This is a genomic window from Celerinatantimonas sediminis (assembly GCF_046054195.1).
In the GTDB taxonomy this organism is placed as follows: Bacteria; Pseudomonadota; Gammaproteobacteria; order Enterobacterales; family Celerinatantimonadaceae; genus Celerinatantimonas.
In genome coordinates this window covers 344,902-371,184 of sequence record NZ_JBEQCS010000002.1, presented here as the reverse complement: position 1 = coordinate 371,184, position 26,283 = coordinate 344,902, and the positions used below count along the sequence as shown (strand labels likewise).

The 26,283-nt window shown below is 43.6% G+C and carries 22 protein-coding genes, 1 pseudogene and 2 riboswitches; of the genes and pseudogenes, 21 read left to right on the top strand and 2 right to left on the bottom strand.

The window, feature by feature from the left end:
* Window positions 1-500 precede the first annotated feature (500 nt).
* From ABTQ23_RS04280 to ABTQ23_RS04250, 7 genes are read left to right on the top strand one after another with little or no spacing between them, the layout of a single operon-like run.
* The gene (locus tag ABTQ23_RS04280) at window positions 501-1,643 is read left to right on the top strand and encodes a transporter substrate-binding protein (RefSeq protein ID WP_408614396.1); all 1,143 of its coding nucleotides are present in this window, start codon (window positions 501-503) and stop codon (window positions 1,641-1,643) included.
* Complete coding sequence (locus ABTQ23_RS04275; RefSeq protein WP_408614395.1) at window positions 1,640-2,224, top strand: hypothetical protein; 585 nt, start codon at window positions 1,640-1,642, stop codon at window positions 2,222-2,224. The genes ABTQ23_RS04280 and ABTQ23_RS04275 overlap by 4 nt, the downstream gene beginning before the upstream one ends.
* Entirely contained in the window at window positions 2,221-3,069 is an 849-nt protein-coding gene (locus ABTQ23_RS04270) for an ABC transporter permease (RefSeq protein WP_408614394.1), read from the top strand. Before ABTQ23_RS04275 ends, ABTQ23_RS04270 begins: the two co-directional genes overlap by 4 nt.
* On the top strand, window positions 3,069-3,992 hold the full coding sequence (locus tag ABTQ23_RS04265; protein ID WP_408614393.1) for an ABC transporter permease: 924 nt from the start codon (window positions 3,069-3,071) through the stop codon (window positions 3,990-3,992). The genes ABTQ23_RS04270 and ABTQ23_RS04265 overlap by 1 nt, the downstream gene beginning before the upstream one ends.
* Window positions 3,993-4,007: 15 nt before the next feature.
* Window positions 4,008-5,612 (top strand): ABC transporter substrate-binding protein, encoded by a 1,605-nt coding sequence (locus ABTQ23_RS04260; protein WP_408614392.1) that lies wholly within the window; start codon window positions 4,008-4,010, stop codon window positions 5,610-5,612.
* A 43-nt stretch (window positions 5,613-5,655) separates the two neighbouring features.
* A complete protein-coding gene (locus ABTQ23_RS04255; RefSeq protein WP_408614391.1) occupies window positions 5,656-6,603 on the top strand; it encodes an acetamidase/formamidase family protein in 948 nt (315 codons plus the stop codon).
* Window positions 6,604-6,612: 9 nt separating this feature from the next.
* Window positions 6,613-8,352: an ABC transporter ATP-binding protein gene (locus tag ABTQ23_RS04250; RefSeq protein ID WP_408614390.1), complete on the top strand. Its 1,740-nt coding sequence runs from the start codon at window positions 6,613-6,615 to the stop codon at window positions 8,350-8,352.
* Between the two features lie 78 nt (window positions 8,353-8,430).
* Here the strand turns inward: ABTQ23_RS04250 and ABTQ23_RS04245 are convergent, their stop codons facing one another.
* Window positions 8,431-9,627, bottom strand: coding sequence for a CobW family GTP-binding protein (locus ABTQ23_RS04245; RefSeq protein WP_408614389.1), 1,197 nt, complete (start codon window positions 9,625-9,627; stop codon window positions 8,431-8,433).
* 276 nt (window positions 9,628-9,903) lie between these two features.
* On the opposite strand from ABTQ23_RS04245, the gene ABTQ23_RS04240 reads away from it, so the two are divergent.
* The 9 genes and pseudogenes from ABTQ23_RS04240 to ABTQ23_RS04200 all read left to right on the top strand — a co-directional run bounded on the left by ABTQ23_RS04240 (window position 9,904) and on the right by ABTQ23_RS04200 (window position 19,982).
* Window positions 9,904-10,839 carry a D-ribose ABC transporter substrate-binding protein gene (locus tag ABTQ23_RS04240; RefSeq protein WP_408614388.1) on the top strand — a complete coding sequence of 312 codons (936 nt, stop codon included), beginning with the start codon at window positions 9,904-9,906 and terminating at the stop codon, window positions 10,837-10,839.
* Window positions 10,840-10,908: 69 nt separating this feature from the next.
* Window positions 10,909-11,499, top strand: coding sequence for a DUF2291 family protein (locus ABTQ23_RS04235; protein WP_408614387.1), 591 nt, complete (start codon window positions 10,909-10,911; stop codon window positions 11,497-11,499).
* A gap of 2 nt (window positions 11,500-11,501) precedes the next feature.
* On the top strand, window positions 11,502-13,019 hold the full coding sequence (locus ABTQ23_RS04230; RefSeq protein WP_408614504.1) for a sugar ABC transporter ATP-binding protein: 1,518 nt from the start codon (window positions 11,502-11,504) through the stop codon (window positions 13,017-13,019).
* A gap of 71 nt (window positions 13,020-13,090) precedes the next feature.
* A pseudogene (locus ABTQ23_RS04225) lies at window positions 13,091-14,092 on the top strand (ABC transporter permease); the annotation flags it as partial.
* Window positions 14,093-14,172: 80 nt separating this feature from the next.
* Complete coding sequence (locus ABTQ23_RS04220) at window positions 14,173-15,003, top strand: transketolase (RefSeq protein WP_408614386.1); 831 nt, start codon at window positions 14,173-14,175, stop codon at window positions 15,001-15,003.
* Complete coding sequence (locus tag ABTQ23_RS04215; RefSeq protein ID WP_408614385.1) at window positions 14,996-15,949, top strand: transketolase family protein; 954 nt, start codon at window positions 14,996-14,998, stop codon at window positions 15,947-15,949. Before ABTQ23_RS04220 ends, ABTQ23_RS04215 begins: the two co-directional genes overlap by 8 nt.
* Window positions 15,942-17,417: an FGGY family carbohydrate kinase gene (locus tag ABTQ23_RS04210; protein ID WP_408614384.1), complete on the top strand. Its 1,476-nt coding sequence runs from the start codon at window positions 15,942-15,944 to the stop codon at window positions 17,415-17,417. The genes ABTQ23_RS04215 and ABTQ23_RS04210 overlap by 8 nt, the downstream gene beginning before the upstream one ends.
* Window positions 17,418-17,432: 15 nt before the next feature.
* A complete protein-coding gene (locus tag ABTQ23_RS04205) occupies window positions 17,433-18,851 on the top strand; it encodes an L-fucose/L-arabinose isomerase family protein (protein WP_408614503.1) in 1,419 nt (472 codons plus the stop codon).
* Between the two features lie 180 nt (window positions 18,852-19,031).
* Window positions 19,032-19,982, top strand: coding sequence for a sugar-binding transcriptional regulator (locus ABTQ23_RS04200; protein ID WP_408614383.1), 951 nt, complete (start codon window positions 19,032-19,034; stop codon window positions 19,980-19,982).
* A gap of 95 nt (window positions 19,983-20,077) precedes the next feature.
* On the opposite strand, the gene ABTQ23_RS04195 is transcribed toward ABTQ23_RS04200, so the two are convergent.
* Window positions 20,078-20,539: a hypothetical protein gene (locus ABTQ23_RS04195; RefSeq protein ID WP_408614382.1), complete on the bottom strand. Its 462-nt coding sequence runs from the start codon at window positions 20,537-20,539 to the stop codon at window positions 20,078-20,080.
* Window positions 20,540-20,924: 385 nt separating this feature from the next.
* Window positions 20,925-21,014, top strand: a riboswitch (TPP riboswitch).
* Window positions 21,015-21,082: 68 nt separating this feature from the next.
* Here ABTQ23_RS04195 and ABTQ23_RS04190 point away from each other — a divergent pair.
* The 5 genes from ABTQ23_RS04190 to ABTQ23_RS04170 all read left to right on the top strand — a co-directional run bounded on the left by ABTQ23_RS04190 (window position 21,083) and on the right by ABTQ23_RS04170 (window position 25,990).
* A complete protein-coding gene (locus ABTQ23_RS04190; protein WP_408614381.1) occupies window positions 21,083-22,120 on the top strand; it encodes a DMT family transporter in 1,038 nt (345 codons plus the stop codon).
* 221 nt (window positions 22,121-22,341) lie between these two features.
* Window positions 22,342-22,510: riboswitch (yybP-ykoY riboswitch) on the top strand.
* A 5-nt stretch (window positions 22,511-22,515) separates the two neighbouring features.
* Window positions 22,516-23,106: a manganese efflux pump MntP gene (locus ABTQ23_RS04185; protein WP_408614380.1), complete on the top strand. Its 591-nt coding sequence runs from the start codon at window positions 22,516-22,518 to the stop codon at window positions 23,104-23,106.
* Window positions 23,107-23,412: 306 nt separating this feature from the next.
* Entirely contained in the window at window positions 23,413-24,615 is a 1,203-nt protein-coding gene (gene zigA, locus ABTQ23_RS04180; RefSeq protein ID WP_408614379.1) for a zinc metallochaperone GTPase ZigA, read from the top strand.
* Between the two features lie 2 nt (window positions 24,616-24,617).
* Window positions 24,618-25,244 (top strand): DUF1826 domain-containing protein, encoded by a 627-nt coding sequence (locus ABTQ23_RS04175; protein ID WP_408614378.1) that lies wholly within the window; start codon window positions 24,618-24,620, stop codon window positions 25,242-25,244.
* A 119-nt stretch (window positions 25,245-25,363) separates the two neighbouring features.
* Window positions 25,364-25,990 (top strand): TetR/AcrR family transcriptional regulator, encoded by a 627-nt coding sequence (locus ABTQ23_RS04170; RefSeq protein ID WP_408614377.1) that lies wholly within the window; start codon window positions 25,364-25,366, stop codon window positions 25,988-25,990.
* The last annotated feature ends 293 nt before the right edge of the window (window positions 25,991-26,283 follow it).

Sequence of the window (26,283 nt, the reverse complement as noted above, 5' to 3'; positions counted from 1 at the left end):
TGGTGATTGTTGGTTTCAGCGCATCGACAGTTCATAAAAGCTCCTTTTCGTAAGTTGAAACAGCTTTCTTTATTAAGAATAAACCAATCGAATTAAGTTGCTTTGTGGAAGTGAAAATATTTGATCTTGTTTTGAATTTAAGTGATGAAGCCCCAAATTAGCAGCTGTTATTTATACAATTCTTTAACAAATCAACTAAAAATTTTAATTAATAAAGTGGCCTTACCAATGTAAATAGTCTTTTAGTATGAATCGATTGATTGTTTTTGGTGCAAAAAGGCTAAATTGGTGCATTACTTTTGGTGCAAACTATTTGTTAAAAAAATATAATTAGCTGAAAAGACTTAAAAAATATTTGGCATATTTTTTTCTTATGATAGAGTCTAAATAAGCCTAGAGAGAAAAGACTCTCTTATAAGACTTATACCAATCGAATTACGGCAAAAAGGCCTGACGCTCTACAAAGAGCATCAGGCCTTTTTTGTTTTTGGAGTTTATTGATGCGCAAGTCAATTGATGTCGGGATTTTGTTATCAACTAGCGGAACTTATCGCTACATTGCTGAGAGCTCTTACCAAGGGCTTTGTGATGCGATCGATGAAGTGAACGCCAATCCTGATTATCCAATCAGAATCAGAGCGCATCATATTAATCCAGAAGGAAAATTGTCCGGTTATCGGGATGGCGCTGAAACGCTGCTCGCTCAAGGTATTCAACACCTATTTGGCACTTCAACCTCATCAAGCCGTAAGGAAATTATTCCTATTATCGAGCGCGAACAGGCTCTGCTTTGGTATGGCTGTCCGTATGAAGGGTATGAAAGCTGCGAACAGGTTATTTATCTGGGCGGATGTCCTAATCAGACGCTTATTCCAATGTTGCATTATGCGCTGACGCATCTGGGAAACCGCTGTGCGTTAGTGGGCTCTAACTACGTTTGGGGATGGGAAAGTAATCGCATTGCAAAAGAGGTGATTGAAGCCTCCGGTGCGCAACTTTGCTGCGATCATTATCTGCCGTTGGGCGTAACCCAAACGGATCATCTGGTAGAAAAAGTGCTGGGGCAAGCCCCTGATTTTATATTAAATAATTTGGTCGGTGATAGCTCTTGGGTCTTTTTAGCGCAGTTAAATGAAGCGCTCACTCGCTTAAACAAGCGGATGTTTGTCTTAAGTAGCAACTTGAGCGAATCCGAAGCCTCACAAATAAAAAATCTAAATCAATTGCGATTTATCTCATCCGGGCCGTTTTTCGAATCGACCAATCCTGAGTTTTGTGACCAGCAAAAGAAAAAGCATAAAAAGCTTAACCAGCTATCACATATTTATACGAGTGCATGGCTATCTGTTCAGCTATTTGTCCAAAGCTATATCAGAGCGCAATCAGAAGATACTCAGCTTATTAAAGAGCAGCTATTTGACTGCCTGCATGAATCATCACTGGGTAAGATTTCAATCTCATCGACCAACAACCATGCTGTTTTACCGTGTTATTTAGCTGAATTTATTCAAGGGCGGTTTGATAAATTTTATCAGGAACCGCGCCTGATTCAGCCCGATCCATATCTAACTCAGACTCCATTGGCGACTAATTTAGCCAGTGGAGTACATACAGGGACGCATCATCTGAGGGTTATCAAATGAATCAATTAACGACGTCGGATTTCACCGTTCATCCACTTTTGATGGTTGATTGTGAGCCAAATTTGCTCACATCACTGGAAAAAAGCCTCTCCCGGATGGGACTGCGCTGGAAAACCGAGAGTCAAATCAGTGAATCGGAGCAGACTTTCAGCGCTTTATTTATTGATAGTCAAAATTTTAAAAGCGAATCATTAATTCATAAACATCAGCAACTTGGTACGCCAATTATTGCGATTACGGCTCACGAAGGGCTCACTGAAATTCAGCGCATTATCAGTTTCGGTGCGACGGCTCTATTACATAAGCCGATTACTCAGCGCGCCATATACAGCACGTTGATGATGGCGATAGGCCTGAATAAAAAATTTGATGAGAACTTAGAGCTCATTAATCGACTTAACCGCAAGTACCAACTCGTTCCGCTGTTGTGTACCACTTTGTCTTGGATGATGGTCAATTGGAACATTGACCAAGATGAAGCCTATCGTTGGCTGAGAACCGAAGCGATGCGAACCAATCAATCTATTGAGTCAGTCTGCTTGAAGCTTAAAAGCCAACCGCAACAAGGTTTAAAAAAATGAAGAAGTTAGCTTGGGTGTGTAAGCAACCACTATTAGCATTTGCCTTTTTCTACATCATCGTGATGGTTGTTGCTGCGCTCTTTGCTCCTTGGCTTGCCCCTTATAACCCTGATAAACAGTTTGCCGAAGGGCTCACGATGGAAGGTGCGCCACTTTCACCTAATGGCTCGTTTTGGTTGGGAACAGATTTGTTGGGGCGAGATTTACTCTCGCGGCTGATTTTTGGTGCCCGCACCTCACTGATTGTCGGGGTTGTGGCCAATGGGATTGCCGTGTTTATTGGCACCGTGGTGGGGTTAACAGCCGGATATTTAAAAGGTTGGGTTGGCAGTATTTTGATGCGCCTGACCGATTTGATGATGGCCTTTCCTGCACTGCTTTTAGCGATTGCTCTGGCTGCTATTTTCCATCCCAGTTTATGGATTGTGGCACTGGTGATTGCCATGGTGAATTGGGTACAGATAGCTCGCGTCATTTATACCGAAACGACAGCTCTGAGTGCTCGTGATTTTGTTGCAGTGGAGCGCACGCTTGGAGTCAGTGCCAGACGTTTGTTAGTGGTGCACATTCTGCCGCATTTGTTACCGACCATTTTGGTTTGGGCCACGCTTGGCATTTCAACCACGGTACTGCTTGAGGCAACGCTGTCGTTTTTAGGGGTAGGGGTCCAGCCGCCTATGGCCAGTTGGGGCAATATCATTTTTGAAAGCCAAACCTATTTTACTGCAGCACCTTGGTTGGTGTTCTTCCCTGGCGCGGCGATTGTCCTGCTCTCGTTATCGTTTAACTTAGTCGGTGATGCACTTCGGCAAAAACTTGACCCAACATTAAAAGGACGTTCGTGATGTCGTACTTTCTGGCTCGCCGAATTTTTCAGGCTATCTTAATTTTGCTTGGGGTCACGTTAATTAGTTATCTATTGCTATTTATGTTACCTGCAGACCCTGCTCGGCAAATTGCCGGTCGCAGTGCCTCCCCCGAGATGGTTGAAAATATCCGCCATCAGCTAGGGCTCGATTTGCCATTTTACCAACAGTACTTCCATTATCTTGTGCGACTGTTGCATGGTGATTTAGGTCGTTCATTTGTGCAGCGAACATCGGTGAGCACACTAATCGCGGCCCGTTTATGGCCATCAATTCAATTGATGATCACTGGCATCTTATGTGAGCTCGTTATTGGGATTGCCCTTGGTATGCTGGCGGCGCTCAATCGTAATGGCATTGGCGATCGCATTTTGATGGCGCTGTCTTTTATGACTGTGTCAGCGCCGCAATTTATCGCCGCGATGTTATTTCTCTACTTCTTTGCCGTCATTCTTGGCTGGTTCCCACTGGGTGGGTATGGCGGTTTCAGCCATGTTGCGCTTCCTGCGTTGACTTTAGGTGTTTTGGGTAGCGGCTGGTATTCACGGATGCTGCGCTCATCAATGATTGATGTTTTACATGAAGACTTTATTCGTACCGCTCGGGCCAAAGGATTAAGTCGTGCCCGGGTGATCTTTCGGCATGTGTTACCCAACGCAATCTTACCGCTGATTCCGATGATCGGTATCGATATTGGAATGTTTATGGGTGGCTTAGTGGTGGTTGAGTCAGTCTTTGGCTGGCCTGGCGTGGGCCAGCTTGCGTGGCAGGCCATTCAACAGGTTGATGTTCCTGTCATTGTTGGGGTTACAACCTTATCTGCCGTCGCCATTGTATTAGGAAATTTAGTCGCTGATTTAGTCCTGCCGTGGGTTGATCCGCGAATTAACTTCACAAAGTAAACAAGGAAAGAAAACATGAGAAAGACGATGGTTGCCTTGGCTGCCGCGGCTGCGTTATGCACCAGCATCGCGACGGCGCAGGCTAAAAGTGGTGGAGATATAGTTGTTACCTATCAAAACGATGTCAGTACCTTAGATCCTGCCATCGGTTATGACTGGCAAAACTGGAGCATGATCCGCAGTTTGTTTGATGGTCTGATGGATTATAAACACGGTACGACAGAGTTAACGCCAGATCTGGCTAAATCTTATCAAATCTCCAAAGATGGTAAGACTTATACCTTTGAGTTGCGCTCCGATGTGGCCTTTAGTAATGGCCGGAAAATGACAGCTGAAGACGTGAAATATTCACTGAATCGAGCGGTTGATCCTAAAACTAAAAGCCCTGGTTCAAGCTTTTTTGCCAGCATTGAAGGTTATGAACAAGTTGCCAATGGCAAGGCCAAAGAGTTAAGCGGCGTTAAAGTCCTAAGCCCGACAAAAATCCAGATTAGCTTAAGCCATCCTGATGCGACTTTCTTAAATGTTTTAGCGCTTAATTTTGCCTTCGTGGTACCTAAAGAAGCGGTTGCAAAATGGGGCAACGATTTTGGTAAACACCCAGTTGGTACCGGTGCTTACACGCTTAAAAAATGGGATTTAGGCCGTGATTTAGTGTTTGCGAAAAACCCTAATTACTATCGCGCGGGTGTCCCGTCGCTTGATCAAATCACCTTTGAGATTGGTCAAGATCCATCTGTTTCGCTGATGCGCCTTGATCAAGGCAGCGTTGATATCGCCGGTGATGGTGTGCCGCCTGCGCGCTTCTTGCAGGTTCGCCATACGCCAAAATATAAAGGGTTGTTGTTATCTTCTAACCAGCTACAAACTGGTTATCTCACCATGAAAACAACCATTAAGCCATTTAATCTGTTAAAAGTGCGCCAAGCGGTGAATATGGCAATTAATAAAGTTCGTATTCAGCGCATTATTAATGGTCGTGCCGCGATTGCCAACCAGCCATTGCCACCCGGAATGTTGGGCTATGATGCGGATTACAAAGGCTATCCACACGATGTTATTAAAGCGAAAAAATTGCTAGCGGACGCCGGTTACCCAAATGGCTTTACTACTCAGTTGTATGTAATGAATACCGACCCTCAACCACGTATTGCCCAGTCCATTCAACAAGATTTGGCACAAGTTGGAATTAAAGCGCAGATTAAATCACTTGCTCAGGCCAACGTGATTGCCGCAGCAGGTTCTAAAGATCAGGCACCGATGGTTTGGTCGGGCGGTATGGCTTGGTTGGCCGACTTCCCAGATCCTGCCGATTTTTATTTCCCTATCTTAAGCTGTTCAAGCGCGGTTGATGGTGGCTGGAACTGGGCTCGTTACTGTAATAAAGCCTTGGATGCACAAGCTAATAAAGCTAACGCGATGATCCTACCTTCGCAGCAAGATGCTCGCGGCAAAATGTGGAAAGAGATCTTCAACCAAGTCATGGCCGATGCGCCATGGGTGCCAATCTTTAACGAAAAACGGTTTGTTATTCGCTCAAAACGGATGGCCGGGCCTGATTCGGCTTACGTTGACCCGATGCATATTCCAGTTGATTACGACTACATCCAAGTGAAATAGAAAAAATGGGCCGATAAATTATCGGCCTCTGTAAGGAGTTTTTATGTGCCAGCATTGTTTGGGCAAAACTATCCATGATGTGAATCATCATGGTGTTTGGGATAATTCGATTGAACCGGTAATGACCATTAAACCGGGCGAAACGGTGCATTTTGAATGCTTAGATTCATCTGGCGGGCAGATCACCAAAGATTCTGATGTATCGGTTTTATCAACACTATCAATGGATTTGCTCAACCCTGTCACTGGGCCCGTTTATGTCGATGGGGCGCAGCCAGGCGATATTCTTAAAGTTTCTATCGAGCAATTTATTCCGAGCGGATTTGGGTGGTCAGCGATTATTCCTGGTTTTGGATTGTTACAAGATCAGTTTAAAGATCCAGCTCTTCATCTTTGGCACTATGACCGTCATCAAATGGGCGCCTGTGCTTATGGTGATTTTGCGCATGTTCCACTGAAACCGTTTGCTGGAACCATTGGCGTTGCACCGGCGCAAAGTGGCCAGCATTCGGTCATTCCCCCTCGGCAAGTCGGTGGTAACTTAGATATTCGTGACCTAAGTGCAGGGAGCACGCTTTATCTTCCAGTGGAAGTTGCGGGTGCTTTGTTCTCGGTTGGCGACACCCATGCCGCTCAAGGTGATGGTGAAGTCTGTGGTACCGCGATTGAAAGCCAGATGGATGCGGTTTTAACCTTTGATGTCATTAAAGGTCAAAGTCTTAAATCTCCTGCCTTTTCAACGCCAGGCCCTGTTACAGCTCATCTTGATCGCCTGGGTTATGAAGTCTTTACCGGTGTTGGCAGCGATCTAATGACCTGTGCTCAAGACGCGCTTAGTCATACGATCGACTGGCTCTGTAGAACCACGCAAATGAGTGCTGAAAAGGCTTATATGTTGTGTTCTGTATGTGGCGATCTGCGAATTAGTGAAATCGTAGATGCACCCAATTGGGTTGTATCGTTTTACTTTCCTAAAGTTGTTTTAGCGTAGGGTTTGGTTATGCGTCACTCTAATGATGAAAATACGATTTTATCGGTTGAAAAGCTGACGATTCAGTTTGGAACGAAGCGAGTCGTCGATGATGTCAGCTTTGCTGTCGGTAAAGCCAAAACACTATGTATCGCCGGAGAATCTGGTAGTGGTAAGTCGCTTTCATCATTAGCTATTATGGGGCTTTTGCCAGAGCTTGCCCAAATTCCGCAGGGCGCCATTATTTTTGAAAATACCGATTTGCTCACTCAACCCGAAAGTGCTTTACGGCGGCTTCGCGGACATGACATCGGGATGATTTTTCAAGAGCCGATGACCTCGCTCAATCCGCTGATGACGATTCGCCAGCAGTTAGATGAGAATCTACGCCAGCATACGCAATTATCTTCGTCTGAGCGACTTGGTAAAATTCGCCAGATGTTAGATGCGGTGAAGATGTCTCAGGCTGATAAACGTCTGCAACAGTATCCTCATGAGCTCTCTGGCGGTATGCGCCAGCGAGTGATGATAGCGATGGCAATGCTGTGTCAGCCCAAGTTGTTAATTGCTGATGAGCCAACAACGGCGCTGGATGTGACGATTCAGGCGCAAATTTTGGCGCTGCTTGATGAGCTAAAAAGAGAGTTCGATACCAGCATTATCATGATTACGCATGATATGGGGGTTGTTGCTGAAGTCGCTGATGACGTGGTGGTAATGAATCAAGGGCGAGTTGAGGAGCAAAATAATGTCCGTTCAGTGTTTTTGTCACCTCAAGCGCCTTATACGCAAAAGCTTCTTGAAGCGGTTCCGGTGTTAGGTAAAGCGCCCCAAATTACTGCGATTCAAAGTCCTAAACCGATTTTAACCGTACGTGATTTAACGGTGCGTTTTCCGGTGCGTCGCGATGGCTTTTTTAAAGCTAAAAAAGAGGTGCATGCGGTTAATGGCGTGAACTTTGAGCTCTATTGCGGCGAAACATTAGGGATTGTTGGCGAAAGTGGCTGTGGTAAATCGACCACCGGTAAAGCGCTGATGAATATGCTCGATTATTCAGGTGACGTGCATCTTGATGGTTTAGCGCTACATAACTTGCATGGCCAACAATTGGTGAATGTTCGTCAAGATATTCAGATGATCTTTCAAGACCCATATGCTGCATTAAATCCGCGAAAGACGATTTTTGAGCTGGTGGGTGAGCCGCTGTTGATTCATAAAAAAATGCCAGAAGAGCTTCGCCGTGAATTGGTCAAAGAGCTACTGGCTAAAGTGAATCTGCCCGCCGATGCAATGGAGCGTTACCCACATCAATTCTCTGGTGGCCAGCGACAACGGATCTGTATCGCCAGAGCTTTGGCACTTAATCCGAAAGTGATTATTGCGGATGAGTCAGTTTCTGCGTTGGATGTTTCGGTTCAGGCGCAGGTACTGGAGTTACTCGAGCAGTTGCGCGAGCAATACGATTTAAGCTATCTGTTTATCTCGCATGATATGGCGGTAATTGAGCGGATCTGTCATCGGGTGGCCGTCATGTATTTTGGCCAAATCGTTGAAATTGGTCCAAGAGAACAGGTGTTACATCACCCGCAACACCCTTATACCAAACGGCTACTTGATGCTGTGCCGATGCCTGATGTGAACAATCGGCGCGATTTTAGTGCACTTTTACACCGGGAGCTAAAAGCCCCCGATCCAATTAAACCAATGGGCACGCCTAATAGTGAGCAACAGTTCGCTGATTACGGCAATGGCCATTTTGCAGCAATTTAGTTTCCTTTAGTCCTCGGTCCATTACGGTCCATCCCTATTTGCCACCCTAACCCGGTGGCCTTTTTTTATGGATAAGATTTAACTTAAACGAACCAATCGTTTCGGCCACGGGTCATCAAATTCAACGCCATTTTGCCAATCGATAATTTCATCTTCGCTTAGAAAGCACTGCTGTAATGAGCGGGTAAATGCATCCACTTGTTCGGCGACACCGATGACGGTTAAATGGCAGCGGCGATCGCCAAATCGTCCTGCTTTGGCGGCAATTTGCGCACTGAGCGTTGCTTTTTCCTCTTTGCTTAAGCGCTGGTCTAACTCATTAAGCACGCCTGAGCGCCAGTAACTGATCAGCTCTAAACTGATACTTCCAGCCGCTTGATTCCACAGCAATGCCATCTCATCGCGAGTGGGTAGCCAGAAAAATCCTTTACTGCGATAAACTTGACGTCCTAAATGTTGTTGGCAGGCATCATAAAGGCGTTGTGGATGAAAAGGCCGATCATCCTCAATGACTTTCGCAACGATCTGCTCGGTGCTTGCTGAATGAAAACTTTGAGCGACACTTTGCTCAAGTTCTTCAATCAACTTTTCGACGCGATGAAAGTTATAAATAGGCGCATCTAGCAAAGTTGCCAGGTCAAGATTCCCCCATGACAGCGCCGAGATGTTTACATAAGGGTTAAGCGGATGAATCGCTTGAGCGATTTGCTGGATTTGAGCGGTGCTTAATTTGTCATTTTTACTCAACAACAGTTCACTTGCGAACATTATTTGTTCACATAATAGGTTTTCGATATGCCGTTCATTGTGCGCCAAATTATGCTCTAACGCTGGAATAAGCGCTTGGCCACCGTCATAGTCATTTTTAAGCATCAGCGCATCGACCACGGCTAACATGCCATGCAGTTCAACTTGCGAGTGTTGCTTGAGATATTTAATCAGTGGCAACGGGTGGCTACTGCCAGAGGTCTCAAGCAAAATCCAATCGGGTCGTTTGGCTGCGTGAGTTAATGTATCAATGGCATTATCTAAAAGTGCTAACCCTTTATCAGAGCTAATATTCTCACCACTGATAGAGATAAAATTATCCTGTTCTTCGCCCACCACTTCGGTATTGGCGATTAATACGCCATCAATATCAAGGCGGCTCATATCGTTCACAATCACGCTGATCGCAATATTTTGCTGGTGGGCTTGAACCAATAAATGACGCATCAGCGTTGTTTTGCCCGCACCTAAAAAGCCATTGAGTATAGTAATAGGAATTTGCTTCATGATGCCTTTTTAAAAAGTCTTATCGTTAAAGCGACATTATAGCGTGCTCGTCAACAAGGCCCTATAGCAATGGAAGATAGAGGCTAGCCAATGCTTTTACTAAAGATTTAACAATGTCAGATCGCTCAAAAAATATGATGATTGTGTAACAGACTTGTCAAGCTTCTGTGATGTTGTTCGAATTTTATACATTCTCACATAGACATCATTCAAACCATAAACTAGATTCCTATTGAATAAATAATAATAACTGAATATATATTCAAAGGTGAAGATATGAACAACAAACTTCTATCGTTAGGAGTATTGGCTCTTAGCATGGTGTTTTCTGGATGGGCGCTGGCAGATAACGGGCTGATTGCGATTATTACTCCTTCCCACGACAATCCATTTTTTAAAGCAGAAGCAGTAGCAGCACAGCAAAAAGCTGAGGAACTAGGCTATAAAACTCTGGTTTCCTCGCATGATGATGATGCCAACAAGCAAAATCAGCTGGTAAATATTGCAATTGCTCGTAAAGCAAAAGCGATCATTATCGATAATGCGGGAGCCAATGTAACGATTGGTGCGGTGGAAAAAGCCAAAAAAGCGGGTATTCCATCTTTTCTGATTGACCGAGAAATTAACAAAAGTGGGGTTGCCATTGCTCAGATTGTCTCGAACAACTACCAAGGCGCTCAGCTTGGCGGACAAAAATTTGTTGAGTTAATGGATGGACAAGGCGCTTATGCGGAATTGCTTGGCCGTGAATCAGATACCAACGCCCATGTTCGCTCGCAAGGCTATCACGATGTGCTGGATGATTATGAAGGGTTAAAAATGGTTGCCCAGCAGACCGCAAACTGGAGCCAGACTGAAGCATTTAACCGAACCGAGTCAATGTTACAGGCTCATCCTGAAATCAAAGGGATTATTGTCGGTAATGACACGATGGCTTTGGGCGCAGAAGCTGCGCTAAAAGCCGCTGGTCGGCCGGATGTGGTCGTGGTTGGATTTGATGGCAGCAATTATACCCGAGATTCGATTTTAAATGGCGGCAATATCAAAGCCACCGTTTTGCAACCAGGGTGGCATGAAGCACAGCTCGCTGTGGTTGAAGCAGATAAATATATTAAAACGGGTAGTACAGGTGTTTCTGAAAAACAGCTCATTGATTGTGTTTTGATTGATCAATCTAATGCCAGCAAACTTGATCAGTTTGCGCTGAAATAATAGTTAAAAAAGTAGCGGGGAATATTAATTTCTCGCTACCTCTTGTTAATTATCTAACGAGGTGTGCTGATGTTGAGTATCAAGCATAGGATTGCAATTGTCTGCCTAGCCATGCTGGCTTTAACCGCGTGTGATGTCGTGAAATTAGATGCAAAAGGAAATCCGATAATTCCTGTTGATCCAAAAGAACAACACGCATTTAAAAATATGTCGCCACAAGATATTGCACAGAAAGTATGGCCACAAATTTTAGTTGAAGTTAAAACCAAATCAATTCATCTAAATCAGGCTATTCAAAGCGATAAACAAGAGACGGTTAATTTTTTTGTCGTGTTAGATGGTCAAGTTCTCGATTTAAAAAAAGATGGTTTGAAAAATATTTTAGTCATTAAAACAACTGATGGTGATGTTGCTCTTAACTTGGGCCCGGTCATTTTAAATAATGCTATTAGAGATGCATCTAAAATTATTAATTTTGATGAGTTTAAAAATCAGGTTCAGTTTGCGCGATTTTCTAAAGAACTTAATAAAAAAGCGATTCATAACTTTAAACACCCGGACCAAACATGGGTAAATCAACCTATTCATATTATCGCAGCTATGTCGATTAATAATCATAAAGTCCTTGCTGCTGTTCCTATTTTTCTGGATAGGGGGTAATGATGTTAGAGACTAATCGCGAAGTTATTATGAGAGCTGAAAATATCTCAATGGTATTTCCAGGGACTCGAGCATTAGATAATGTTTCATATAATGTTTATAAAGGTGCGGTTAATGTCATTATTGGCGAAAACGGCGCAGGCAAATCAACATTGATGAAAATTCTTTCCGGCGTTTATTCTCCAACGCAAGGAAAACTATTTCTACATGAAAAGCCCATTACGATTAATAGCATCACGGAAGCGGCAGAATGTGGTATCGGCATGGTTCATCAGGAGCTGGCGCTATCAGAAAATCTATCGGTTGCTGACAATATCTTTTTAGGCCGCGAAAAACAGCGCGGTATTCATCCAATTGACCGCAAAACTCAATACGAAGTAGCAGCTAGCGTGATGAAACGGCTGAAACAGGATATTGACCCCAATGAACTGGTGGCAAACCTTAAAGTTGGGCAAAAGCAACTGGTCGAAATTGCCAAGTCGCTGGTTTATGAAGTGGATATTCTTATTCTGGATGAGCCAACATCTGCGCTTAGCTCAAAAGAAATTGAGATTTTATTTGATGTGATTCGTGATCTTACCGCGCAAGGTGTGTCCATTATTTACATCTCTCATCGCCTTGAAGAGTTAATGGAAATTGGCACATACATCACCATCTTACGTGATGGAAAATTCCAATGTGAAGCAAGTGTTAAGGATATTAGTGTCCCTTGGATTGTCAGAGAAATGTTGGGTAACGATCCGGTTACTAATTTTCTACCAGAAAACCGTGAATTTGGTATAAAAATATTTGAAGCTGCAAATATTACGTTAATTAATGAGTCTGAGCATAAGCTTGTTGATGACGCGAGTTTCTATGTGAGAGAAGGTGAAATTGTTGGTATTTATGGGTTAATGGGAGCCGGTCGCACGGAGTTGTTTGAATGCATTTTAGGTGAACAACACTACAGCGGAAAATTTTATCTCAATGGTAAAATAATTAATAACAAAATACCGACGTCTGATCGCATAAAAATGGGAATAGGGCTCGTTCCAGAAGATCGCAAACAATCTGGAATATTCCCGGTAAGTTCGGTTGCTAATAATCTCACTATTTCTAGCCTCTGGAAACGACTGAGTGGCCTAACTATCTCTGAAAACAATGAAAAAGAAGCCGTTAATCATATTATTTGTGACTTATCTATAAAAGTTTCATCTGCTGATGTTGAAATACAAGCATTAAGTGGTGGAAACCAGCAAAAAGTTGTTATTGGCCGATCATTGTTAACTGAGCCTAAATTATTATTGCTTGATGAACCTACTCGAGGAATTGATGTAGGGGCAAAAGGTGATGTGTTTGAAATGATGGTTAGATTATCTAATCAAGGAATTGGAATTCTTTTCTCAACATCCGATTTAAAAGAGATTATGGCAGTCTCCGATCGAGTGTTAGTGATGTCAAACGGTAAGATTACTGCAGATATTTCTAGAAAAGAAACAACTGAAGCTGATTTAGTTTTAGCGAGCGCGCAAGGATTCTGATTATGAAAACAAATACGATAAATAATAACGTTGGACATCCCAGTTTTAATGTTAACGCCAGTCATATCGGCTTAATGTTATTAAAAATGCGGACCTTTATTGCTCTGTTTATTATCCTCGCTTTTTTTACGATTACAGTGGATGGTTTTTTACAGACCGAAAGTTTAATCATCATGGTTAAACATATCTCGATTAATGCATTTTTAGCTTTGGGAATGACCTTTGTCATTATTACTGCCGGGATTGACTTATCGGTTGGTGCCATTCTTGGCTTTTGTGGCATGGTGGCTGGTTACTTGATTGATCATGGCATTGTCTTGCCGATGTTTGGTATCGCTATTTTTCCAAGTGTCTGGGTGATTGTGCCGATTGTGTTAGTCATTGGTGGCCTGATTGGTGCGCTGAACGGATTTATTATCGTGCGCTATAACGTGGCTCCGTTTATCTGCACTTTGGGCAGTATGTATGTCATTCGCGGCGCCGCAATGCTGTTGTCCAACGGTGAAACATTTCCAGGACTCCAAGGCAATCCTCAGTTAGCAAATACCGGGTTTGAGCTCATTGGTGCCGGGTATCTGTTTGGGATCCCTTATGCAATTTGGCTGATGTTTATTGTCGCAGCCATTGTCGCTTATATCGCTAAAAAGCTGCCCTTTGGTCGGCATGTCTATGCCATTGGCGACAATGAACGGGCCGCTGAACTTTCCGGCGTTAAAGTTAATCGCGTCAAAGTCTGGGTGTACACCATTTCTGGATTGTGTGCTGCGATATCCGGATTAGTCGTGACCTCTCAGCTTGTTGCAAGTAACCCGGCGACAGGGACGTCATTTGAAATGAATGCTATCGCCGCTGTTGTGTTGGGTGGGACATCGCTCGCTGGTGGTCGAGGAACCATCACCGGCACATTAGTTGGGGCTTTTGTTATCGGCATTCTAGCAGATGGTTTGGTCATGATGGGAATTAGCGAATTTTGGCAAATGGTGATTAAAGGCATCGTTATTATCGTTGCTGTGATCATCGATCAGATGCAGAGCAAACTGCAATACAAAGCAGCCATTTCTTCGCAGAAATAACCTATGAAAGACAAAAGAACCGTGTTCTTTTGTCGCTAGTGTGAATATATATTCAAATATGAATATGTCTGGAGGTAAAGATGAATCCATATCGATTTTCGATTGAACAGCTAATACAAAAGGCCAGAGATATTCGCAAGGACATCGTGGTTTTAAACTCACAAAGTCCGGCCGGCGGGCATACCGGAGCTGATTTGTCACAGGTCGAAATTGTCACGGCACTGTACTTTAGATTACTCAATTGCTCAGCCCAAAGGCTCGATGACCCGCAGCGGGATATTTACATTCAATCTAAAGGACATGCCGCTGGTGGTTATTATTGCTGTCTTGCTGAAGCGGGGTATTTCCCAAAAGAATGGCTTAGTAGCTATCAGTATCCAAATTCTAAACTTCCTGGCCATCCGGTGCGCCATAAAACCCCGGGGGTTGAGCTTAATACCGGCGCTCTGGGTCATGGTTTGCCGGTTGCTGTTGGATTGGCACTTGCGGCAAAAAAAAGTGGCTCGCCACGCAAAATTTATGTGGTCACTGGTGATGGTGAACTTGCTGAAGGCAGTAATTGGGAAGCGGCATTAGTTGCTGCTCATTATAAGCTCGATAACCTCATCATCATCAACGACAAAAACAAATTGCAGTTAGCTGGGTTTACTAAAGACATTATGAATACCGACCCACTCGATGAGAAATGGCGAGCGTTTGGGATGCAAGTTACGCAGTGTTCAGGAAATGATATGCGCTCTGTGGTTGAAACTTTAGAGCAGATACAACCGTGCGGCAAACCCAATGTGGTGATAGCGAATACAACCAAAGGCGCTGGGATCTCATTTATTCAAGGGCGCCCAGAGTGGCACCACCGAGTCCCGAAAGGTGATGAAGTGACACAAGCTTTGGAGGAGTTAAATCATGGATAACTCTGAGCATTTAGCCAATGTCATGGTCGAGCGATTTATTGCAGCAGTGAACCGGGGTATTGATTTAGTTCCAGTGGTGGCTGATTCAACATCAACGGCCAAAATCGCACCGTTTATTAAAGAGTTTCCCGATAGACTCGTGAATGTTGGGATTGCAGAACAAGCCATGGTTGGAACTGCGGCAGGCCTTGCTCTTGGCGGTAAAGTTGCGGTGACCTGCAATGCGGCCCCTTTTCTGATTTCGCGCTCTAATGAACAGGTCAAAGTAGACGTTTGCTATAACAACACCAACGTCAAACTATTTGGCTTAAATTCAGGGGCCAGTTATGGGCCGCTGGCAAGTACGCATCATAGTATCGATGACATCAGCATTGTCAGAGGTTTTGGCAATATTGAAATCTATGCGCCTAGCTCACCTAATCAATGTCGGCAGATTATTGATTATGCCATTGAAAAAATCGGACCGGTGTACATTCGCTTAGATGGCAAAGCACTGCCAGAAATCTATCCCGATGACTACCAGTTCGTGCCAGGACAAATTGATGTGTTGCACCAAGGCGACGATATTGCGTTGATCGCGATGGGCTCTACTGGGTATGAAATTGTTGAGGCAGCTCACCAATTAGAAAATCAGGGCATTCATCCATTGGTGATTAACATCGCTTCGATTCGACCCTGTGATCGAGATCGTTTAGCACAATTGCTCAAAGACGTACCTTTTGTGATAAGTGCTGAAGAGCACAATGTGAATGGTGGGATAGGTTCATTAGTAGCCGAAGTTATCTCTGAATATGGGATCCATTGCCAGCTAACTCGGCTGGGAATTGCTGATGGGCAATACGCTTGGGCCGCCGATCGAAAATCACTTCGTGCCCACCATGGTTTTGATGCTGAACATATCGCTCTAAAAGCCAAAGCGTTGCTCACAGGAGGCGCTTGTGTCTAACCCCTATATATTGGCGATTGATGAAGGTACGACTAACGCCAAAGCGGTTGTTATCGATGATAATGCTCAGCTCCTAACCAAAGCAAGTGCGCATGTGAGCCTGAGTCACCCGCAGCCGGGATGGGCCGAGCAAGACCCGGAAGAGATTTTTTCAGCTGTTGTTAAGGTGATGGCTGAGGCGTTAAAAGATTTACCCAAAGAGCAATTGCGTGCCATCGCCATTAGTAACCAGCGTGAGTCGGTGTTGGCATGGGATAGAGTAACAGGGCAAGCTTTGACGCCTTTAGTGAGCTGGCAGTGTCGGCGCTCGGTAGAGATTTGTGAGCAAATTGCGGCTAAAGCGCAATCTAATAAAATTAAGCAAGCGACGGGTTCCTTATTTGATCCTCTTTTTCCTGCCACCAAAATTGTCTGGCTATTAAGTCATCTGCCCAATGGCTATGAAAGAGCTCTGGGCGGTGAAATTTGTGTCGGTACCGTTGATTCTTGGCTGGTCTGGAAGTTAACGGCTGGCAAGTCATTTGTAACCGACTACTCCAATGCATCGCGTTATCAGCTCTTTAATATTCACACCTTGCGTTGGGATCTTAGTTTATTGGATCTATTTCATGTGCCATTGAACTGTTTGCCCGAAGTTATCGCATCAACAGGCATTCGCGGTTACACAAAAAATTGCCCGGGAATACCTGATGCGGTGCCGATTCATTCGCAAATTGGTGATTCTCACGCGGCCTTTTTTGGTCAAGGTGGCTACCAACGAGGGGTTGTGAAAGCAACCTATGGAACCGGTAGTTCTTTGATGACGTTAGTTGAGCCGCAAACCCAAAGCGATTCGCGTATCTCAATGACTGTTGGCTGGCATGATGGCCAAGTTCATATGGCCTTAGAGGGCAATATTACTCATAGCGGGGCTGCGATTGAATATATGTCTACGCTGCTTGGCGTCAATAGCATCGATAAACTCGAGCAAATGCGCCAAAGCTGCCTTGATAAACACTCGGGTGTGTTTTTTATTCCAGCGCTAGCGGGGCTTGGCGCCCCTCATTGGCGGCCTAAAGCAAAAGGGGTGATCTATGGCTTAACCGATTCTTCAACCCCTGAAGTTTTAGCGTGTGCAGCTTTTGAATCGGTGGCGTATCAGGTTGCGGATCTGTTTTTTGCAATGCGTGAAGTCGCCAATATTCCCTTTGAAAAGCTCTCCGTCGATGGCGGTGCTACGAAAAATAAAGCACTGATGCAATTTCAGGCGGACTTACTTCAGGTCCCGTTGATTAAAAATAATGTGTCCGAGGTCTCAGCGCTAGGGGCTGCCTATTTAGCCGGTTTTTCATTGGGCTGGTGGCCTGATTATGCTGCGCTTAGCAAATTACCAAAAAGTGTCGAACTGATTACCCCTAATCAAGACTCGCAATTAATCCAAGAAAAATACAGCGAGTGGAAACAACTCGTACAACGAGTTTGCCTATAAATAAAGGAGCAGATGATGAAAGATAAACATAACCATACGTGCCTTGGTGTTCTGATTGGAAATCGAAACTTCTTCCCAAGCTATCTTGTCGATGAAGCTAGAAATAATATTCAGGCTATCTTAGCTGATATGTCGGTTGAGACGGTCATGCTCAGCGAAGAGCAAACCGATCATGGTGGGGTACAAACATACCAAGATGCCAAAGTGGCAAGCGAACTGCTCAAAGCTAACCGCGATAAAATTGATGGGATTGTTGTTTTATTGCCGAACTTCGGCGATGAAAAAGCAGTTGCCGACTCGATTCGATTCTCAGGATTGTCTGTGCCTGTTTTAATTCAAGCCGAAGCCGATTCTCTGGATAAAATGGGACTTGCCACTCGCCGAGATAGTTTTTGCGGCAAAATTTCATTGTGTAATAACTTACGTCAGTATGGCATTGCGTTTTCGTTAACGACGCAACACGTATGTGAAATTACCAGTGAGGTCTTTCGAGCTGATCTGGCAAACTTTGAACGAGTCTGCCGTACGGTCTCTGCGCTAAAAGGATGTCGCGTGGGCGCCATCGGGGCAAGACCGGCCAGTTTTAATACCGTTCGCTATAGCGAAAAAATGTTAGAGCGGATGGGAATTACGGTTGAGCCGATTGATCTTTCTGAAATTTTTGCCCGGGTTGAGGCATTAAAAGATGATGACTTGCGGATCCTCGATAAAATTGAGTTGCTAAAAAATAACGCAGATACTCAGTTTATTGCTGAAGATAAGCTTGTCATGATGGGCAAACTATTTGTGGTGATTGCTCAGTGGATAGATGACAACGACATTGATGCCAGTGCGATTCAATGTTGGACGTCATTGCAGCAAACGTTGGGGATTAATGTCTGCTCGATTATGAGTGTGATGTCAGGGCAATTGCTGCCAAGTGCCTGTGAAGTCGATGTCATGGGGGCAATATCGATGTACGCGTTATCCATTGCCTCGGGCAATCCATCCTCTATTGCTGACTGGAACAATAATTTTGGTGATGAACGCGATAAATGTGTTTTGTTTCACTGCGGAAATTTTGCAACCGAACAGCTGCACGAACCGTTTATGAGCACGGCTGATATTATCGGGACAACTGTTGGCTGTGAAAATACTTGCGGTGCGATTAACGGGCGCATGAAAAAAGGGCCACTGACTTATTTTCGATTATCCACTGATGAGTTCAGCTCAAAAGTAAAAGCCTATCTGGGCGAGGGCAAACTCGTTGATGATGAACTTGAGACGGTGGGGTGTCGAGCCGTGGTTCAGGTGCCTCATCTGGAAGGTTTGCTGGCGTATATCTGTAATAATGGCTTTGAGCATCACGTTGCATTTAACCATTCCAGCACAGCCAACGTGCTATATGAAGTGTTTAACAAATATTTGAATGTCGATTGTTATTTCCATCAGTAAGCTGTTTCTCTAGCTTGGAATAAAGGTGCACGAGTCGCTGTGAGTGCACCTGAGTTATTGTTTTATTTAATAAATAATAACGCACAATGACTTATATTCAGCTGTTGCGTATGTATGCAAATGTGTATAAAAATGCTAAATTTTCCCAGCTAACTAATGATAAATGCTCAAGGGGTCTGGATGCTGAAAAGAGATGAGCAGCGCCTATTAGTGAAAATAGCGACTCTTTATTACGAACAAGGCAAGAAACAGTCTGATATCGCAAAACAGCTGGATCTGTCGCAGTCGTTTGTATCTCGAGCCTTATCGCGCTGTTTGAAAGAAAATTTAGTCAAAATTAGTGTGATTCAACCAGCTAATATCTATTTGAATCTTGAGGCCCAGCTGCAGAGTCAATTTGGCTTAAGCCAGGCGATTGTGGTGGATGTCGATGATCCTGATGATGAAGAGCAAATCAAAAAATCTATTGGTTCAGCTGCTGCGCATTATTTACAGATTTCTTTGCACGCCGATGAACTGGTCGGTATCTCGTCTTGGAGTAGCACCATCCGGGCTATGGTCGAGCATTTACACCCGATGACGATTAAAGCAAAAGGCGTTGTACAACTGCTCGGTGGGGTTGGCATCAATGGCAATATTCAAGCGACGATGCTGACGCACTCTCTTGCTAGCCTGCTTAATTGCGATTCTTATCTTTTACCGTCACAAAGCATTGAACGGACTGTTGAGTACAAACAGCGCCTTTTGAATACTCAGGATGTTGGTGTCGTGGTGGATATGTTTGAGCAGGTCGATTTAGCCTTAGTGGGTATTGGGATGCTTGAGCCATCTCATCTTTTAAAGACCTCTGGAAACTATTACGAAGCCGATATGCTTCAGGTGTTGGCAAATAAAGGTGCGGTTGGTGATATTTGTCTGCATTACTTTGATGAACGTGGGCTACCGGTGTTAGCCGATGAAGAGGACCCTGTTATCGGCATGGATTTAGCCTTAGTGAAGCGTTGTCCGCGAGTGGTTGCCTTGGCCGGAGGTAAGGATAAAGCGCAGGCAATAAAAGGGGCGCTGCAAGGAAAATATATCGACGTGTTGATTGTTGATTACACAACCGCCAAAACTATCCTCGCCAAATAGTGTGTCGTTTGGATGTGCTTAAGCTTTCTTCAGGTGATGAAGAATGTAAGCCGTTAGCTCAGTGTAACGAGCATTATTTAGCGATGACTAAGCACTTATTGAGCCTGAATAATTCGGTAACGATTTTCGATTGCTCGGGGGCAAGAAAAATCTCGAGTCATTCCTAAAACAGCTTTATCTGCGTTGGTCAATTTAGCCATGACTCCTGCTGGAATAAGGCGAATCATGGCATCAAGATCATGAAAAAGCATTGGAATGCAGGTCCAATCTTGTTTAATTTCGCCCCCGCAGCGTACTATCTGATTGGTTTTCAAATCATGCAGTACGATGTAATAGGGCATTCCGGTGGTGACAATCGTAAAAGGCACATTTTTGTACCAGCGAATTAGCTTTTCACAGTGAGGTAGACAGTAGGTTGTATGCCAACTGTCAATATCACGGAAAATTGTCTGAATTCCAAGTGCCGAATCTTTAAATCGCAGTGGTTCTGTTTTATCCAGACGGCGATAGCGTTTAATAAAGTCGCGCACAGCATAAGCATCGAGGTTATTAGTCATAAATATTAAAAAATCAAATAGTTAATTAAGATTAAAATGGTTTTTTAATGAGCTATCGCTCCTGATTTTGATTAAATTTAACCCGAAAATAGTGAGCGTGGTCAAGTAAAAAATGCACAATTAAGCTTATTTTTTGTGCGTGAAAATGTGTTGTTTTTGAAATTTTTTATAGTTCAATTAGTTATCAAAATTAATATTTAATTGCTCAATTAAATATTAATTAATCCTCTCTTTCCCACTCCTATTTAGTTGGTCATGTGAATCAAAGCCATTTCATGCTGTCGCTGATTGGATGCAAAAAATAATTAACTCTTTGTTTATAATTGATATTTTTATAATTCCACTATTTTTTAGTGGCAGTGATTGAGTACATCGTATTAGAATAACAATCGACTCGGGGTGCCGTAAGGCTGAGAGAATACCCGCATCACCTGATATGGATCATGCCATCGTAGGGAAGTCAGTTTGTTTGTGTGGTCAATCGCCACAAATGTCTGTGTGACAGATGACTTCTTTGCATACTTTGTATTTAAAGGAAGAGATATGCCACACACATCATCTGCCCATCGTATTATTCATCACTCTTTACCTCATCCGTATATTATGTTGCTGATTGCGCCTGTTATCTGGTCAAGTAGTAATATTATCGGGAAATTATCGGTTGGATTACTCAGTCCTTACCAGCTGACATTTTATCGCTGGCTTGTGGCGGTTGTTGTCCTCAGTGCTATGTTCTATCGCCAGATTAGCCATGATTGGGCAAAGCTTATGGCACATAAATGGTGGTTATTAACTTGGGGGGCGAGTGCTTTTTGTGTGTTTAATCTATTGCTTTATGGTGCCTATGCGCTGCATGCCAAAGCGGTTAACGTTGCAATTATTCACTCACTGATCCCAACCTTAACGATTATTTTTAGCTTTTTGTACACGCGTAAATTTGGCCATTATTTGCAGTGGGTCGGCATTGGTTGTTCTTTGTTCGGAGTTTTATGGCTGCTAACATCAGGGCACTTATCACAGCTTTTAAATTGGCATCCATCATTAGCGGATGGGCTCGTTCTAGCCTCTGCCATTATCTATGCGCTTTATTCTTTTGCCTTGCGATGGGCTCCTGATGTGCACTGGAGCTCACAGATGTGGGCAATGAGTTTGGCTGCTTGTTTCGTTGCGGCCCTCGCTTGGGTGGTGCATAGCTTTCATGATTCTCACTGGCGCTTAATTGAGAGCGCTCATCCGAATAGCTCACAACTACTGCAGGCTATCGTATTGATTCTTTATGTTGGTTTGTTTATCGCGATTATTTCCAAAATGTTTTATCAGCAAGGAGCGATAGCCATTGGTGGCGTTCGAGCCTCGGTGGTGATGAATCTATTGCCTTTATTTAGCACGTTGATGGCTTTGTGTGTCTTTTCTGATGAACGAGCTGTATTTGGTTCGGTTCATATCGTGGCACTAATATGTGTGGTGATTGGGATTAGTTTGTGTGAATACGGCGCATATTGTCACCGCCGATATCATCAAAGTAAGTCATTTCTTAAAGCTGAATTTATTGAATATGAGCATCTAAAGTCAAAAAAATAGCTGAAAGCCCGATTTTTTTAAAAAATAACTGCGCGACCCGCGGCCACCTTGATTTGAAAGTTAACCGTGGTTAAGTTTTCTTAACTTATTGGTTTAGCGAAAAGAAATCGATTTTGATCACTTGTTTATAAATGATAATAATACTCATTATCATATAAATACATGATAAGTAACGCTTTTTTTGATTTGTAACATTGATGAATTCTCATCTCAATGGTATATTTCGCGGCGTTGGGGAGTAGCCTGCTTTCATTTTTGAAAGAGTCCGTATCAACATAATTGGCCACATGCCATGGTACGGATGCCTCTCGGTTGGCGAGACCATCGAAATATCCACGTTTTTTGTTCGGGTGCGTGGAGGTTTCGTGGTTGTTGTACCCGAGAGAGAGAATATTATGAATCCAGTTGCTTTTACTGTCCTTGCCCTCGCTATGTCTACAGATGCTTTTGCCGCTGCTATCGGTAAAGGTGCCGCTATCAAAAAGCCACGTTTTGTTGATGCCCTGAAAATGGGGATCTTATTTGGCATTATCGAAGCCATTTCTCCGATTATTGGTTGGTTTGCCGGTCACTTTGCTGCCGGGTACATCGATGCTTGGGACCATTGGATCGCTTTTTTCCTATTGGCCTTTTTGGGGATCAATATGATCCGCAATGGCTGGTCTACTGATGAAGAAGTTCCAAGTGATGACGTGGTTGAAAAAGTAGTTAAACCATCTATTGTTGCACTGATATTTACCGCAATTGGTACCAGCATTGACTCAGCGGCTGTCGGCGTTAGTTTGGCCTTCGTTAAGATGAATATCTGTGTGGCCGCATTGATGATTGGCCTATCGACAACGGTTATGGTGACATTAGGTGTGATGGTCGGTCGTATGGTTGGTAAGTTCTTTGGCAATCGAGCTGAGATTATTGGCGGTGTTACGTTAGTGGCGGTTGGTGTTTGGATTTTGCTTGAAAATACTCACATGTTAACGGCTATCTAATCGTTAAATCGCAGCCTTAGCCTTTTATCAAAATTAAACGCAGCAGTGCGATGCATGAATATTTACGATTTCTCATCGTACTGAATGCTCTGATTCTACTGCTTTTGCCACTTGGAAAGTCAGCATTTTCGCCATCAGATAACTGTGGTGCCGGTTGTGCCACAGAGCTTTTATAACCATCACAATTCTATTGATTCTAAATTCTATTGGCTAACGCTTCTTGGTTTATGCCAAGGAAATCACTTTTCAAAATTGTTATGTTATAACATTACAAATTATTTAATGAATGTTAGAGGTAACTGTTGTATGTCTCAAGTGGCAAACAAACTTCCTGTCACGGTTTTATCTGGATTTTTAGGGGCAGGTAAAACCACTGTTTTGACTCATATCCTTAACAATCGTCAAGGTAAAAAGGTGGCGGTGATTGTTAATGACATGAGTGAAATTAATATTGATTCTGCGATTGTTCGTGAGGAAGTTTCTTTAAACCACAAGCAAGAGAAGCTGGTGGAGATGAGCAATGGCTGTATCTGTTGTACATTGCGTGAAGATTTGCTGATTGAAGTAAGCCAGTTAGCCAAAGCGGGGAAATTTGACTATCTGGTGATTGAGTCAACCGGGATCTCCGAGCCATTACCGGTGGCTGAAACATTTACCTTTACCGATGATGATGGGTTGTCACTTTCAGATGTTGCCACTCTAGATACCATGGTGACTGTGGTCGATGCGGCAAACTTTTTAGATAATTATCAGCAAGATATTCCCATTCAAGAAGCTGGCGAAAGCTTAGGTGATGAAGATGATCGCAGTGTTGCTGATTTGCTGGTGGATCAAATTGAGTTCGCCGATGTTATTTTAATCAGTAAAACCGATCTAGTCGATGAGCAGACCTTAAACAAAGTCTATGGCATGTTGCGCGCTTTAAATACGCAAGCGAAATTTATTCCGATTCGTCATGGTCAGGTCGATGTGAAAGAGGTGTTAGGAACTGGCCGATTTAGCTTTGAACAAGCTCAAATGGCACCTGGTTGGTTAAAAGAAGTTCGCGGTGAGCATATTCCTGAATCAGAAGAATATGGCATTGAGAGCTTTAATTACGTTGCTAGACGTCCCTTTCACCCGCAAAAATTTAGTGATTTTATCGATGATATTCAACAGTTTGGTAATTTAATCCGTTCCAAAGGATATTTTTGGCTGGCGACTCGCCCCGGACAGGCTGGTTTGTGGAGCCAAGCAGGCGGAGTTGCGCGCGCTGAACTAGCGGGCTTTTTCTGGCGAGCTATCCCTAAAGAGCGTTGGCCTGATGATCCGGATTTTCGAGAAATGATGAAAAATGATTGGGTAGAGCCTTATGGTGATATGCGCCAAGAGTTAGTGTTTATTGGTCAGAACTTAGCGCAAGAGAAGATGATTGCAGCTCTTGATACCTGCCTGCTTAGCGACGAAGAGCTCACCCAAGATCAGACCTACTGGTTGTCGCTGCCTGATCCGTTCCCGAGTTGGAGTTAAACATGCAGGTGTTAGATAGCAAAGAACTTGCCCTGTTTGAAAATAGAGCCCCGCGCAGAGCAATGTTTGCGCATGAGCCAACGGTATTAGGTAATATCTACAACGAAGAATGTAATTTAGCGGTTTGGCAACGAGACATTAGCACAGATGTTTTGCAAAGTATCAGTGATTGGGTTGCAAGTGAGCCAATGATTGCGTTCACGCAGATTGCCAGTGCGGATAACACAGTGGCAAAACTTGCTAAAGCCTATGGTGAATCGCGCCAACTAGTGGCTTTTTATCAACATATCGAGCAGCTTGTTGATATGTTCTGCTGTTTATTTGATTTAAAAGAAGCGGGGGTTAGATTAACGCGTATGGATACTCGAATGTGCCCGCGTTTTCATGTTGATAGGATCCCATGTCGGCTGATTACCACCTTCCAAGGGCAGGGAACACAGTGGTTATCAGATAACGAGCAAAATTTTTCGCACTCCTCACAACCTGTTATTTCACAGTTAAATCGTACCGATGTGGCTTTAGTTAAAGGCTCCGGTTGGCAGGGCAATGAAAATGGTGCATTGATTCATCGCTCGCCTGCTCCGATGGGCCATGAGCAACGCTTGTTGTTAACTCTTGATTTTACTTAAGTAAATAGGTAAGCATTTTGAGTAAGGTTTGTGTAGCATAAAATTATGTATACATATCGTTTACTCGATATATTAGGTTTTGCCCATTTTAAAAGTGACTGTCGAATGAAGATAAAATTATGAGCAACGAAAAGGTCTATCGCAAAAAGCCTGTTCAGGGACGCTCTCTTACAACTGTTGATACAATCTTACAGGCCGCTTCTTTGCTTCTTGAAAAAGAAGGCGAGGCTGCCATTACCACCACTAATGTGGCGCTGCGCGCTGGTGTCTCGATTGGTACGCTTTATCAGTACTTTAAGAATCGGGATGCCATTTTATTGGGGATCGCCGAGCGCCAGAGAAACATATTGAGAAAGCACATGCAGCGGATCCTATCTCGTCCTGGTGCTTTATCTCTTGAGCCTAACCGAGAATTCATTCGTCTGTTAATTAATTCATTTGCCTCAAGACGCGGTGCAAAGCGTCAGTTTGCCTTGCTCGCAAGCATGATCCTTGAAGCTCAGCACGCCCAGCCTTTGCTAGAAGAGATTGTCGCAGTTGTGTTAGAGCATTGGGAATTTCATGCGCCAAGTTGTGACCAACAGATGATTCAAACTCGGCAAGTCAAAGCATTTGTTATGACTCGAGCTATCTTAGGCGTTTTACAACGCGCCGCGATTGAAGATGTCTCGTTTATTCAATCGCCTGAATTTGAAGATGCCCTTTGTCAGATTATCACTACTTTTTCACCTCAATTAGAAGTTTAAAATGTTTAATAAATAACCAAAAACCTGAAGATGAATTCAATAAGAGAACTTTAATTTTATTTTTATTCTGTTGTAATAAGCTGAAATTTATATAGTTTTTAACATGCTTAACCAAGCTAAGTAGCATTGGCTAATGCGAATCGACAAACCAGACAGTGACCGTATGATCAGTTGCTAAATATGTCTGTTAGTCGGAGGCTGTGTGTTAAACATTTGCTGTAAGTGCGGCTCTATTTCAGCTCAATCGTCCAGATTCTTTTATTTGGGTCGAGCTATTCTTATTTCGCTGGTGG